The organism is Rhodococcus sp. Eu-32, from assembly GCF_003336925.1.
Lineage (GTDB): Bacteria > Actinomycetota > Actinomycetes > Mycobacteriales > Mycobacteriaceae > Rhodococcoides > Rhodococcoides kyotonensis_B.
In genome coordinates this window covers 1-14,209 of sequence record NZ_QGNK01000028.1, presented here as the reverse complement: position 1 = coordinate 14,209, position 14,209 = coordinate 1, and the positions used below count along the sequence as shown (strand labels likewise).

General features: G+C 60.5%; 10 protein-coding genes and 1 pseudogene. 4 read left to right on the top strand and 7 right to left on the bottom strand.

Annotated elements, in window-relative coordinates; translation table 11 throughout:
* Positions 1 to 53: 53 nt before the first annotated feature.
* Complete coding sequence (locus DK926_RS23965; protein WP_243636991.1) at positions 54 to 545, bottom strand: hypothetical protein; 492 nt, start codon at positions 543 to 545, stop codon at positions 54 to 56.
* An 896-nt stretch (positions 546 to 1,441) separates the two neighbouring features.
* Between DK926_RS23965 and DK926_RS23960 the strand changes: the two genes are divergently transcribed.
* Entirely contained in the window at positions 1,442 to 2,833 is a 1,392-nt protein-coding gene (locus DK926_RS23960; protein ID WP_114332472.1) for an NAD(P)/FAD-dependent oxidoreductase, read from the top strand.
* Positions 2,834 to 3,707: 874 nt separating this feature from the next.
* Here DK926_RS23960 and DK926_RS23955 read toward each other — a convergent pair.
* The 6 genes from DK926_RS23955 to DK926_RS23930 all read right to left on the bottom strand — a co-directional run bounded on the left by DK926_RS23955 (position 3,708) and on the right by DK926_RS23930 (position 12,042).
* Complete coding sequence (locus DK926_RS23955; RefSeq protein WP_114332501.1) at positions 3,708 to 5,468, bottom strand: helix-turn-helix domain-containing protein; 1,761 nt, start codon at positions 5,466 to 5,468, stop codon at positions 3,708 to 3,710.
* A gap of 205 nt (positions 5,469 to 5,673) precedes the next feature.
* Positions 5,674 to 7,323: a chaperonin GroEL gene (groL, locus tag DK926_RS23950; RefSeq protein WP_114332471.1), complete on the bottom strand. Its 1,650-nt coding sequence runs from the start codon at positions 7,321 to 7,323 to the stop codon at positions 5,674 to 5,676.
* Between the two features lie 437 nt (positions 7,324 to 7,760).
* Positions 7,761 to 8,105 carry a propane 2-monooxygenase effector subunit MimD gene (gene mimD / locus DK926_RS23945; protein ID WP_114332470.1) on the bottom strand — a complete coding sequence of 115 codons (345 nt, stop codon included), beginning with the start codon at positions 8,103 to 8,105 and terminating at the stop codon, positions 7,761 to 7,763.
* Positions 8,102 to 9,208 carry an aromatic/alkene monooxygenase hydroxylase subunit beta gene (locus tag DK926_RS23940; RefSeq protein ID WP_114332469.1) on the bottom strand — a complete coding sequence of 369 codons (1,107 nt, stop codon included), beginning with the start codon at positions 9,206 to 9,208 and terminating at the stop codon, positions 8,102 to 8,104. Before DK926_RS23940 ends, mimD begins: the two co-directional genes overlap by 4 nt.
* Positions 9,209 to 9,266: 58 nt before the next feature.
* The gene (locus DK926_RS23935) at positions 9,267 to 10,325 is read right to left on the bottom strand and encodes a 2Fe-2S iron-sulfur cluster-binding protein (protein WP_114332468.1); all 1,059 of its coding nucleotides are present in this window, start codon (positions 10,323 to 10,325) and stop codon (positions 9,267 to 9,269) included.
* Between the two features lie 85 nt (positions 10,326 to 10,410).
* Entirely contained in the window at positions 10,411 to 12,042 is a 1,632-nt protein-coding gene (locus tag DK926_RS23930) for a methane monooxygenase (RefSeq protein WP_114332467.1), read from the bottom strand.
* A gap of 240 nt (positions 12,043 to 12,282) precedes the next feature.
* Between DK926_RS23930 and DK926_RS23925 the strand changes: the two genes are divergently transcribed.
* The 3 genes and pseudogenes from DK926_RS23925 to DK926_RS23915 form a co-directional block, all read left to right on the top strand.
* A complete protein-coding gene (locus DK926_RS23925) occupies positions 12,283 to 13,335 on the top strand; it encodes an amidohydrolase family protein (protein WP_114332466.1) in 1,053 nt (350 codons plus the stop codon).
* 2 nt (positions 13,336 to 13,337) lie between these two features.
* Positions 13,338 to 14,042: an iron-sulfur cluster assembly protein gene (locus DK926_RS23920; RefSeq protein ID WP_114332465.1), complete on the top strand. Its 705-nt coding sequence runs from the start codon at positions 13,338 to 13,340 to the stop codon at positions 14,040 to 14,042.
* A gap of 22 nt (positions 14,043 to 14,064) precedes the next feature.
* Positions 14,065 to 14,209: pseudogene (locus tag DK926_RS23915) on the top strand (NAD(P)-dependent alcohol dehydrogenase); the annotation flags it as partial.

Sequence of the window (14,209 nt, the reverse complement as noted above, 5' to 3'; positions counted from 1 at the left end):
CAAGCAGCTGAATGCCAGGACGGGCCAGGCGACATCGGGTGAGACGGAGGAGGTCAAGCGCGGGTGCCCCACAGCGATGTCATGGGCTTCGAACGTCGGTACCTCGAGTACGAGTTGGCCATGAGCAGGTCGGCGAACATCTCCGCCTCGCTCTCCTGGATTTCGTCGAATTGCGTTCGGCTCATCGCCTTCTCGACTGCGGAGGCATCGAGATCAGGGAGCAAACGCTGGACTGTGACAAGTCCTGCGTTCAGATCTCCAGAGTTGTGATCGAGCACCATGTGGCCGGTCTCATGCAAGATGTTGTGGTCGATGTGGTAGTCGGAAGTGCCCTTGTCATAGACAATTTCATCGTGGTCGGCATACGAGAGCCATACTCCGCAGGGCGCGCCACCCAATGATGAAGTTTCAACCGCAGTCAACAAAACGGGGCGTCCCCGCCACTGACTCAGGTTATGCAGGAACGACTTACGATTCCACGGTCGTGGCATCAAACGTTCGAACTCGCGTCTCGCTCGCATCACTTTTGCTGCAGAAGCATCCATGGGTTCCCCCTCCCGGCGTACACCTTACAAAGCAGTTGCGGGCAGGTCTACCCGTCAACTCGGATGGGCGAGTATTGATAGCCCTTTGCGTGCGAGATCACCGTCGGGTGCGCGATGTCTGTCCTCTTGCGCAGCGCAGTAGTGAACTAGTTTCGAACTTGCCGACTGGCGCATCGCGTGTTCTCCCCGGGGGTAGAGGCTACCTCTGCGTGCAGCCACATGGCGACGACGCACAGCTCACAGCTGCGGTTCGTCGAGAGCAGGCCACAGAGTTGCCGCACGTCCGACTCGACTCCGGAACGGAACTCGCCCTATCGGGTTGTTCAAGCATCAGATCGGAGCGGTCGTCGCGTACCCCGACAGGCGTGTACCTATACCGGGCTTTGCTTCGCGTGTGATCGGCGCTACTCTTGATTCAAACGGACGGTAGGTTGAATTTGGAACGGCCAGAGGAGGCAGATGAACGTCCAACCCACAACTGACCTTGAAAAGCTCGCAGAGGCCTGCATTCCCAAGGGATTCGACTACTCGGCGAATTGCTGGACGTGAACATCCGGATTCGGCATACCCTCCGCGGCGGCGCCGACAACAACAGCAGCTACCCAAGTCAACCAGGTGATGCGGGACCACGCGATCCGGCCGACAAGGCAGTCTCCGAGCGCACGCTCATCCAGCAGACGAGCAAACACACCAATGTGCTACGTCGCATCTGGGGAGTAACCCCGTTGGCCGACGTCCCTTTTTCGGCACGAAGGGCTCATCGCCCTTGAGCTGATCAACATTCAAAATTTTTTCGACGGCGGCCGGATGGACTACCAGGTCTTTTCGATGATCCCGTCGGTTGACCACCCCCCGAACCAACAACACCTAGAACGAAAGCTACAGAGGAAAGATCCATGGAGAATCGAGAGAACCGCTTCGCGATCGTCGGCGCAGGCCCGAATGGTCTGATCGCCGCCCGCGCCTTTCGGCGGGCTGGACTGGACATCGACATCCTGGAGCGGCACGACGCCGTCGGAGGAATCTGGAACATCGACAACCCGCACAGTCCGGTGTACGAGTCGTGCAACTTCATCTCCGATCGCGTCAGCAGCGCCATGGTCGGGTACCCCATGCCGGACGGCGTCCCGGTCTTTCCCACCTGGCATGAGGTTCGCGACTTCATGCACGCGTTCGCTCGCGATAACGGTCTCGACGAGTTCGTCGTAACCGGTAAGGAGGTGATCGAAGCTCGTCCGATCGATACCGCGGCCGGTCAGCGCTGGATAGTGAAGACTGCGGACGGTGTAGAGACCCTCTACCGCGGCGTCGTGTGGGCCTGCGGACTTCAAAGCAGCCCGTACCGGCCCGAGATCAGAGGGCTTGAGGGTTTCGCTGGCGAGGTCATCCACAGCAGCAACTACAAACGCATCGATCAGGTCGTCGGAAAGCGAGTCCTCGTCATAGGCGCGGGCAACAGCGGCGTCGACATCGTGGTCGACGCCGCGATCGCAGGCTCCATGGCGCACCTCTCCGTGCGCCGCGGGTACCACTTCTTCCCGAAGCTCATTTTCGGTCAGCCAATCCTGCAGGTGCTGAGTCGCACCGCCAAGGTTCCTCAGGCAGTTACTCCCCTCAGCGAACTGACCGACGCCGAGGCCATGCAACTGACCCTGGAGAGCGTCGGAGACCTTACGTCGTTTGGTCTGCCGAAGCCCGACCACGAACCCGGTGCAACGCACTGGGTCATGAACGACCAGGTGCTCTACCAAATCGCGCACGGTCACCTCCAGGCGCATCAGGACGTCCAGTCGGTCGATGGAAAGACCGTGCACTTCGCCGACGGTACCTCCGCCGAGGTCGACCTCATCATCTTGGCAACCGGGTACCAGTTCGATATCCCTTGGCTCGATCCCAAGCTCCTGGACTGGGAGCAGGGAGCACCCAAGTTCCACCTCGGCGCCCTCTCGAGCAAGGTCGAAGGGCTTTACGCGGCCGGAGCCGTGCACTTCCCCGGACTCACGTACCTCACGTGGGACCGACTGATCCAGGTCGCCGTCTGGGACGCCAAGCGGCTGATGACGGGCGAAGGACAAGAGTTCCGTGACGAGATCATGAGCTACGACCCGGTTCTGAAGAACGACAACCTGATCGCGACGCACCGCAACATCAACCAGTACGACATGGGCAAGCTCATCGACATGACCGAAGAGCTACAGAAGCGCTACGGCATCGAAATGCCGTCATCCGCCGCCGACGATTTTTACAACCGCGCACCTGTCAAGATGCTCGACACTGTCGCCGACTAATGTCAGGGGGTCTTGGCGGGGGCCTCACTGCATTCGAACGTGGATTGCCGACAAGAGTGGGTCCTGGCTGGTAGAGCCACAGACGTGGGAGGCCCCAATGAAGAACCTCCGCACCCGAGGCCTGTTCCTCGGGCTCGAGTAATCTCCTGGGTGCCTGTCTGTCCGGACGCCGCCGCGGCGTGGTCGGACAGCGGCCGCGGACGCCGCCTTGTCCCTGGCGCCGCTTTGCTGGATTCGATTCCCGGCACAGCGACCTGTTCGGCAGTGACGACGTCGTCACCGTGATTCGCGGAGTCGGCCCGAAAAGTCGAGGACAGCATCGGCAAGCAATTCGGCTCTGAGCCGCGTCCCGGACCGCCTGTGCCAGCGCGGCGGCCGGGACTTCGGCGCGGACGTCGTCGAGGTGAATTCACGAATCGGTGACTGTTCAACTTATGTACTCGCCCGAGGACTGATCTCCAGCCGAGTGGGACGAGGCGGTGTCCGACGCCGCGTACCGTCTCGACCGAGGCGAGGTCGAACGGCGGTTTGCTCTTCGTATTGAGGGACGAAGACCTCGACGACGTTGCCGTCTCGGTCGCAATGGGCATCTCAGACGTTGTGCAGGATATGGCATTTCCTCAGGACCGAACCTGAGTCGCGCGCTTGGTACCGCCAGGTACTCCTGGAGAGTGAATTCCTTTGCCGCGAGTCTGGTCTCAATCTCGCCGCGAGCTGCCCGCAGAATCGATGTGCCGACGGTCGTAGAATTGAATCATTCATGATGTTTGCGAGCCAATCATTCTCGTAACAGTGAGGCCGACGCCCCACGTCAGACCCTTCGAGATCGGCTATCGTATTCAGCGCGCATCGGGCCCTCCTTCGCGTAGTCCAATCACACATCGATGCCGAACTCGCGAATTTTTCTGTAGATGGTCGCACGAGACATCCCCAATGCTTCGGCAGCCGCCTGCTTGTCGCCTCCAGTGTCCGAAAGGCTACGAACGATGGCGTCCCGTTTCATTGCTTCGATCGGTGTGAGAGTACGTCGGTTCAAGGACCGACATGACGGCGGTAGTTTGTCTACCTCGACGATGCCGGACCGCTGCGTGTTGACAACCTCTTGCAGGACTGCCCGCAGCTGCGCGACATTGCCCGGCCAATCGAACTTCGACAGCTGGCGAAGTGCTGCCGATGACAGGCGCAAATCTTGTCCCCTGGTGAGCTGTCTGAGCATGTGAGGGACCAATTCCTCGAGGTCGTCGATTCTGTGACGTAATGCGGGAACATGAACGGTGTGGCTGAGATACGGCAGCAGAACTGCATCTGTTTCGGTACTCCGATTCACCGTCCCGATAGTTGCCGCAATCCAGCCAGCGTGTTCGCGGCCTTCGATTGCGGTAGCAACTGCGCGCTGTCGGTCATCGGAAATAAGGTCGAGGTCGCGCAGTATTACGCTGAAACCGTCTTCCTCGATCTCCGTTTCGAGGGTTGACAGACCGCCATCGTCACTGAGCTCGGCTGGGGTGAAGAAACGCGTTCTTGTCGTGACGTGCTGCATGGCAGCGGCTTTCAGGCCCGCGAACCGTCCGCTTCCCGGCTCGCCGGACACCGCCACCCACACTCCGCCCTTGGCGCACTCGGCGACTTGCTGGCAGACACGTCGCCACGAGGGACTCCTACCGACAACGCCGGGAAGTGCGCGTCCGAGAGCGTCGGGCACGGTTGTCGGACTGATCCCCTCTGCTAGGTGAACGAGAGATACTACCGATCTGCATCGGTTTTTCGGTTGACCTATCTCTTCGACCAGAGACAATCGTGCGATCTGACCGCTGGGCAACTCGACCACGCGGCTTCCTGATCGTTGGTCGAGACCTAAATCCATTACGTGTTCGACAGTCGCAGCCTGATCTTGCGGATCCAACGCTAGTCGCAATCGTCTGTTGAGGAGCACTACGTCGTCGCCAAGAGCGACGACCCCTGCCTGCGCCGACCTTCGACATGTTTTGAGGTATGCGTTCAGAAGCGCCGTTTGCTCTTCGCTGGACTGCGCTAACAATCGGCCCTCGATCTGGGCGGTCGCAGATCGAGCCAACGCAACCAGCAAAGGTGCACCGTCTTCGCACCAGCCGGTGACATCCAGCACTCCGGCCAAGGTGCCTGTCGTGGGATGAATGATCGGCACACCCGCACACATCAACGACCCGAGGGTCTCGACGTAGTGCTCTGCTCCCGTGACCAGGGTCGGCTTGCGGGTCTCCAAAGTCGTACCGATTCCGTTGGTGCCGGCGAATTGCTCGAGGTAACTGAAACCCGGCGCTAGCTGAACCTCGTCGAGGGTGTTGAGTAGGTTGTTGTTGCTGGCGAAGCGGTTGAGGACGACGCCGTCCGCTGAGGTCAGAATCGCGGCTACCGGCTCGTCCGCCAGCCCCTCGGCCAGCTGACGAAGGACTGGCCCAGCCGCTACCACCAACGGGCTGTCGAGGTCCGGTTCGCGGATGTACGGCAGATCGAGCTCGTCGGGGCGAACATTGAGAGATTTCGATCGTTCCCAGGAGATCGAGATGGGTTCTCTCAATGATCTGTCGAGCTCGTGCTCGGCGAGAAAACGCTCACGGACGCGGTGCAGTTCTGAACTGGACTGGCGGTTCTGCATTGTCACCTGACCCAACGAGAATCCGTATTCGGAAAGTTGTCGTCCCGTGTCGACCACTGATCGACGTTTCGAGGTATTCAAGACCCGAAACTTGCCTGGGGACAACTCGTTACACTACTGGGATGGAAAGTCGCAGTCTCGCGTTTCGCGTCTTTCCATCCCTGACGGTCCGCGCCTCAGACGGCCGCGCTCCGTGTGCCGTTGATCAGTAGATGTTCGACGGGCGGACCATTCCCTCGGCGAGGTCACCGAATCCTGGCGCCACGATAGCGCCTGGATTGCCGAACACCTCCTCTACGACTGCGGTCTCGGTGGTGATCAGTAACGCGGCGATGGACGCCGCGCTCTCGAGTGCTGCGCGCGTCACCTTCAAGGGATCGATGACGCCGTCGTCGAACATGTCGCCGTACTCGCCTGTGAGAGCGTTGAATCCGTGTCCGAGGGGCAGCCCCGCCACGACCTCGACGACCTCGTCGCCCTCGAAGCCTGCGTTGATCGCGATCCAACGAAGCGGTTCGGTCAGTGCTTTGCGCACCACGTCGACACCGATGGCCTGGTCACCGGTCGGCTCGAGGCCGACGAGAGCGCGATGAGCCTGCGCCAACGCAGTGCCGCCGCCTGAGACGATACCTGATTCCAGCGCCGCCCGAGCTGCCGCCACGGCGTCTTCCACGCGCAGCATCCGCTCCTTGAGCTCGACGCTGGTGGCGCCGCCGACTCGGACCACGGCAACACGGCCGGTGAGCCGCGCGATTCGCAGCTCGAAGCTGTCGCGGTCGCCGTCGATTTTCGACCGCTCCAGCTGGGATTCCAGCTGTGAAACTCTTGCTTCGAGAAGCTTCTGGTCGCCGCGTCCGCCCACGATGGTCGTCGCGTTCTCGGTGACGGTGATCCGGTCGCACGATCCGAGTTGGTCGATGGTGACTTCGAACAGTTCAAGTCCTGTGTCCTTGGCGATGACCTGTCCGCCCAGCGCGATGGCGAGATCCTGCAGTTCTGCGACGCGGCGGTGCCCGAACCCGGGGGCGCGGACGACGACCGACTGCATGGTCTTGTGCATGTTGCCGCCCACCAAGAGTTGCAGCGCGGGTCCGTCGACGTCCTCGGCGACCACGACGAGTGGACGATCCGCGCGCTTGGCAGCCTCGATGCTCGGCATGATGTCCTGGACCTGATTGATTTTCTTGTTGGTCAGAAGGATGACCGGATTGTCGTGCACTGCCTCGGCGCGCTCGGGGTCGGTGATCATGTAGCCCGAGATGAAGCCGTGATCGAACTCGATACCGTCGACGACATCGACGGCCATGCCGAGGGTTTCACTTTCCTCCGTGGTGACGATGCCCGACTTTCCGACGTACTCCACAGCTCGCGCGACGCTTTGGCCGATGGCTTCGTCGTCGCTAGCAGCGAGGGTAGCGATTCGCTCCAGATCGTTGCTGCCGACGACCTCGACCGCCTGTGCGCGCAGCGAGTCGACGATCGACGACACTGCCGTCTCGATTCCTCGGCGCAACCGCATTGGATTGGCGCCCGCATCGACCGCGCGCAGTCCCTCTCGAACCATGGCCTGCGCCAGGACCGTCGCGGTGGTGGTTCCGTCTCCGACGACGCCGTTGGTCTTCATCGCCACCTCCTTCACCAACTGAGCGCCCATGTTGGCGAAGGGTTCTCGAAGCTGAATCTCACGCGCGATGGTGACACCGTCGTTGGTGATGGTCGGGGGGCCGGTCAGCTTTTCGAGCACCGCGTTGCGCCCTTTCGGTCCGAGCGTCACTTTCACCGCGTCGGCGAGAGCGTTGACACCTTGCTCCAATAATGCGCGTGCTTCGGTATTGAACCGCAGTTCCTTGGCCATCAGTTCGATCCTTTCGAGGTGGTGTTGGGACTTTGTGTCGCGCTGCAAACGGTGGCGGAGCGTCGTGGTGTCGACGGGAACTGTTCTGTAGGAATAGCGTTGCCTTCGGCGTCTACGAAGAGCCGACTGTTGGGGCACAGGCTGAGGCCGAGGGCACTCCGTCGTGATATCAACTCGGCCGTACGCAATTCGCCGCGGATGTCACGAAGAGTCATCGAAGAAACACTGTCGATGCCGCCACCGGTGCGGGCGAGATGATCGGCTATCGAACGTTCCAGTGCAGTCCTGTACGCCGCACCGAGCGTCGGAAAATCTGCTGAGAGAGGTCCGGATTGATACATTCTGTGTCTCCGACTCGTCAGGGAAGGTGGGTGCCGCGTGTCCAGACTGTGCATACACACACGCCGGACGCGGGCACCCACCGGCAAAAGAAAAAATCAGGCGCGCTCGGCCAAATCGAACCCGATGAACTCGGCGGCGTCCTCTGGGCTGGCGAAGAGCATTGTCTTGTCGTCGAGGTGGACCATGCGCCCGTAGTGCGTCGAGCTGATCTCTTCGAACACCGAGCCGTCGAATTCTTGTCCGAGTGCGTCGGTCAGCTCGTTGTAGTCGAACGACAGCAGCTTCGTGCCGTCGACTCGAATCATCGACGGGTACTCGGTCAGTTCGACGCCGTCTTTGGCGCCCATGACCTCGGCGACAACGCGCCCGACGGGTGTATTCATGAGAGTTACGCCGCACATGTTGGAGAATTCCGTGGAGGATCCGAATTGCATGGTCATCGTGCCAACTCCTTGGGGATGTCGAGGCCGAGGGATTCGAGCAGGACTGTGAACTTGTCGATCGCTGCGTCGAGGCTCGACGCGAAGGTGATCGCCTTGTCCGCAGGTTGAGACCAGATCGGTTGCAGCGCGCGTGCGGCTTCGAGGCACCGCGGCACCCACACCGACATCCATTCGCCGAACAGTGCGCGGTTGGAATCGCCGACCTCTGGGTCGCGCGTCAGCAGCTGGAACAACGTACGCGTGTAGTTCAAGTCGCGGTCGTAGTCATGTTCACCCGTGCCGACGATCGTCGGGGTGATGTAGTCGCCGTTGCGCGCGGAGATCTGCATGACCAGCTCTGTCCGGAACAGAGACCCAACGAGTTGTTCGAATACGATGTTGGTCGCGAACAACAGTTCGCACCAGTCCGGGACTGCAGTGAGCTGCTCGACGACTTCCCGCGTCGGCTGCCACTCTGGTGCGTTATTCCACACTTCCACGTGCGCGGAGCCGTCGAACTGTACGTCCGCTTCCGCCAAATCGAGGTTGAACAAAGCTAGGTCCTGTGCGAAGCGCATTTTGTGTGCCGCGTTCACGGCGACAGCCGTGTTGATCATGTTCGTCGGACCGGATCGTTGGATCGAGGCGAACACGTGCAGCGCGAGACCGTTCTCTGCGTGCATCCACGCGCCGAGATTGCGTTCGATGAACTTCAGCCACGGGGTGTTCCAACCGTCGTACGCACGAGCACGCTTGGCGTTGCTCAAACAGAGTTCGACCTGGTGGACCACGGCCGAGTTGTTGCGGAAGATCGTTTGGTCCCACTCCTCGTTGGGATCGAGGAAAGCGTGCCAATTCGACGACTTCGCCGTCGTCCATTCCTGGGGGTAGCCGCCGGGGCCGTCACCGAAGCCGTAGATCCAGCCCTGTGTCAGATGGCGATTGGGGTCGGGCTGCACGTCGACGGTGACGTCCTCGTACATCGTCGCTCTGCGCTTGGCCGGGGTGTAGTAGCTGTAGGTGCGGCTTTTCGAGCTCGGAAACTCCTTGGCGCCCGCCTCGGAGTCGGTGAATTCGATTGTGGGGAAGCTGCGTTGCTTCGGCCCGGTGGTCGTGGTCATGTTCGCCTCTCGGTCGTGTGTTGACTGTCGTACGGTGAAACCGCTGCGCGGCAGCGAATCAGTCGAATGCCGGGCTCGTGAACTTGTCGTAGAAGATCTGGTCGCTGGGTGTGCCGCATACGTCCAGGAAGTCCAATGCTGCGTCCACCATCGGCGGCGGACCGCACAGGTAGACCTCTGCCTTGGCGATGTCCGGTTCCAGTCTCCGCACGACGTCGGTGACGTTGCCTTCTTCCACCGCCAAGGAACCGGACGACTTCCCGCCGGCCGAGTCGGATACGCAGGCCACGAACGTGAAGTCGACGAGTTTGCCGCCGAGTGCGTTGATTTCGTCGACGTAGAACAGATCGTTCGGTGTCCGTGCGCCGTAATAGAAGTGCACAGGGCGGGTGTTTCTCGATTCGCTCATGTGACGCACGATCGAAAGGATCGGGGCCATGCCGGCTCCGCCGCCGATGCAGACCACAGGAAGCACGTGGCCGTCCTTGAGCGTGGAGGATCCGTATGGCCCGGTCAGCGCGATCTCGTCGCCCACCGAAATTCCGCCGTCCGTTTCGGTCGCGTCGAGCAGTGCTGCGAACTTGCCACCGGGGTACTTCTTGATGAGGAACTCGACCTGACCGGGAGTCGACATGGTCGACGCCATCGAAAACGATCGGTGCTCGTCGGTCCCCGGAACGGTGAGATCCGCGTACTGCCCCGGCTTGAACTCGAAAAGATCGGGTTCGATCGGTTCGAGACGAAGCGCAACGATGTCACCCGTCACCGACTCGAGTGACACGACGCGGGTCGTGACGCTCTGAATGGGAATTCCGCCGAGTAGTTCGTCCTCGTCGAAGTTGAGGAGTTCGATGGTGCAGTCACTGTATGCCTTCGTCCGGCAGAGCAGTACGAAACCTTCATCCTCCTCGGCTTCGTTACATGCGAAGGTCGAATGGTTTTCCATTTGGATGTCACCGTCGAGAACGAACGATTTGCATGCCGAGCAGCGACCTTCTCGGCAACCGTGCATGAGATGAATGCCCTGCCGGAACGCGGCATCGAGAATGTGCTCGTCTTCGCGAACTTCCATCTCGATATCGACCGGCTCGAAGGTGATTCGGTGTGTGTCGGCCACAAGGCTCTCCTGAAATTTATGTGTCGATCACGGTGGAATCGGAGGGCAGCGCCGTTCGTCGCGGCACCGCCCTCCGAGTCGGTGATCAGGCAGTAACGGTTGCGCCGGCGCGGTACGCGGCAATATGCGCTGCCCGCTCCGCGTCCGACATCTGATTCAGCAGCACGTTGGGGCTCTGAAAGGTGTTGCCGCGGATGTCGCCGAGCTTCCACATCTTTTTCGGATCCAGATCGAGATGTGGTTGACCGACAAGCGTCTCACCGTCGTCGCGGACGTATCCGAGATCCTTGACGATATCGGCGAGATCCTTGTCGTGGTGCAGGGTCTCCCATTCGCGGAACCCGGTGAGCCGGCCCATGTTCGGCGTGTCTTTGCCCTGGTATTCGCCACGGAATGCCACGGCGTCGGTCCAGTAGCAGGTTTCGGAGCAGTAGGTTCGCCACTGGTTGTCGACCTTCTCCACGACCATGTCCTCGCGGATGAGCGCGGGAACCATGCACGTCCAGCAGCGGTGTGGGTACTGGTACCCGACTTCCTCGAACGCGATCGGCTTGTTCCGGCCGGGGTACGCGAGACGGTTGTACTCCTCCCACCACTTGCCGTACTTGGAGTACCAACCCGGATACTTGTGCTCGAACCACTCGAAATCCTTGTCGGTCATGGTGTCGATGCGCCAGTAATTGACCGGCCAGCCCGTCGCGAAAAACCGTGCGACCTCGTGCACATACCCCTTGTTGGTGATGCGATTCCACGCCTCTTCGACGAGATCGTGGGGAATCGTCAGGCCGTATTTTTCGAGCGGAATGAGGTAGCTGCGGTAGTAGTCGTCGTAGATCCACCGGCGCCACATCTCGGCATAGCTCTCTCGGTCCTTACGGCGGTCCTTCGTGCCGTATTCGATGAATGTCCCGATCGCGGCGTCGACAACACAGTGGTTGTTCCACCATGCATAGCGCAGATCGCGTTCGAGAAGGGGACGATTGCGCTCGTCGGCCAACGCCATCAACAGAATCGAATATCCGTTGGAGATGTGACGCGACTCGTCCGACTGAACCGAGTGGAACACCGTCGGCAACAGGTAATCGCCGTTTGCGGCTGCCTCGTCGGGCATCGCCACGAAAAGCGTGTTGGTGAAGGCAGTTTCGGCGACAACAGTTAGGTAGATGTTGGCCGCGGTGATGGCGTCGCCGGTGATGAATCCCTCGCCGAACTGACGACCGATGGTGCCGGCGTAGTTGTTTGCGAATGCCTTCTCCGTCATGTCGAACCCTGCGGGATCGATGTAATTGTTCATGTACAGCTTCTTGAGGTTCATCTGAATCGTCGAGTGACGAACTTCGTCGATCATCTGAACCGCAAGCCCGTTGTGGATCTCGGGGTTCGGTACGGCGTCTATCGCCATCGGCATCGCACGGGCTGCCGAGATCTCCGGGAACGGGATGATCGACAGGAACAGTTTCTGCCATTCGAGCCACCGCTGCTGGACTTGGCGGAACATATTGCCACGGATGGCTCCGTCCATCGCGCCGTACACGCGGTTGTCCTTCTCTTCTTCCATGGGGAAGTAAGATCGCATGATCTGTTTCAGCGGGTCTTTCTTCGGCGCTTTCTCGAATGTGTAGTCCGTACCGAAACGAGTAGCGGGGGTGGCGAACGTGGGTTCCCACTTAAGCTCCGAAATTTTTGCGTGTGCCTTGGTGAGACTTTGCCTACTCAATGTGCCCTCCTGGATGCAAGGTCAGCGGGGGTGCCGGCCTTCTCTGCGATGTTGTGCACCCGATTGAACACTGTGACCTGAGTCTCATCCGTCTCACTTTGAGACTGAAGTTCGAGTCGCGTTCCAGGACGGCGCGGCGAGACTGATTCGTCTCAAAATGAGATGGCCGAGCCCTCCTCTCGCGCATACCGTGAACACGCTGGTTGTGGCGCCAGTCACACGACTGAAAGGGTTTTTCGCATGTATTCACGCGGGGACGACAAATTTTTCATCGTCGATGCGCACGTCGCGTTGTGGGATGCGCGCGTCGAGAATCAACGAAACATTCACGGCAAGCAGTTCATCGACTGCTTCTACGACTACCACCGGAACCTGTCGCCGGAGTCGGAGCTGTGGACGTACGACGAGTACCTGTACCAGGGCGGCGAACGCCTGATCAAGGATTTGTTCGTCGACGGCTTTGTCGACCATGCGATCTTCCAGCCGGCGCACCTCGGCGAGTTCTACGTCAACGGGTTCGGGCAGACAGAGGAAGCCTGGGCGCTGACGCAGGCGCACCCCGAATTGCTCACGTACAACCACAATTTCGATCCTCGCAACGGTGAACGCGGCCTCGACCAGTTACGTGCGGACGCGGAGCGGTTCGGGCTGAAAGGGGTGAAGCTCTATACCGCCGAGTGGCACGGTGATTCGCGTGGGTACAAGCTGGACGACGATTGGACCCGTCGTTACCTGGAGGTGTGCCGAGAGCTCGGGGTGAAGAATATTCATGTCCACAAGGGGCCGACGATTCGCCCACTCGACCGCGATGCTTTCGATGTCGCCGATGTCGATCACATCGCCACCGATTTCACCGATCTGAGCTTCGTTGTCGAGCACTGTGGCCTGCCGCGGCTGGAGGACTTCTGCTGGATCGCGACTCAGGAACCGAACGTGCATGCGGGACTTGCGGTGGCGATGCCGTTCATCCACACCAGGCCCAAGTACTTCGGCCAGATCATCGGCGAACTGCTGTACTGGCTCGGGGAGGACCGCATCCAGTTCTCCTCCGACTACGCGCTGTGGACGCCGCGCTGGTTGATCGAGAAGTTCGTCGAGTTCCAAATCTCGGAGGAGCTCGCCGAATATCCGGCGATCACGCTCGAACAGAAGAAGAAGATCCTCGGGCTGAACGCCGCAAAGATGTACGACATTCCGGTGCCGGCCGACCTACGGCTCGCGGACGCAGACGAGACCGAGACCGGACCGCGGGGCGCCGACAACGCCTCGGAGGAACACCTGGTAGGAGCCTGAGTATGACCACTTTGCGTGATGCTGCTGTAGCTGCACTCGGGACGGTGATCGACCCCGAGCTCGACCAGCCGATCACCGATCTCGATTTCGTCGAGTCGCTCGAGGTCGACGGTACCGGAGACGTCGTCGTGCACCTTCGGCTTCCGACGTCGTTCTGTGCGCCGAACTTCGCATACCTGATGGCGTCGGATGCGAAGGACGCGCTGACCCGGCTCCCGTGGACGAGGAAAGTCACCGTCGAGCTCGACGACCATCACGATTCGTTGATCATCAACGCGGGTTTGGCTGCCGACGCGGGCTACCGCGGAACCTTCGGACACGAAGCGGAGACCGATCTGGAGGAATTGCGCACGACCTTTCTTCGCAAAGCGCATGTCGCGGCGATGGAACGGTGCCTGACGGGTTTGCTTCGGCAGGATCCTTCGCGCGATATGAGCGAGATGGGCACGGTGCGTCTGCGTGAACTGCCAGACGACGAGAACACCGGCGCGTTGTTGCGTCGCCGCGAGATGGTCGGGTTGCCCACCACCTCCGACAGTCTGGTGATGGTCGACCACGACGGAAACGACTACGCCAAGATCGATGTGCCTCTGGCTCTTCGACGAGCACGTTCGACACGAATTTCGATCGACGGCAACACTCACTTCTGCCGAGGGTTGCTGCGGACCCGGTACGACGATCCGGAACGTACGACCGTCAATGTCTGACAACATCTTTGGAGGAAATGTCATGAGAGCCGTACAGGTAGTGGGATACCACGACAAACTGCAGATGGCCGAACTGCCGATACCCACGCCCACAGGGCCTTTCGACGTCGTCGTCAAGATCGGCGGTGCAGGCGTGTGCCGCACCGACCTGCACATCCTGGAAGGGC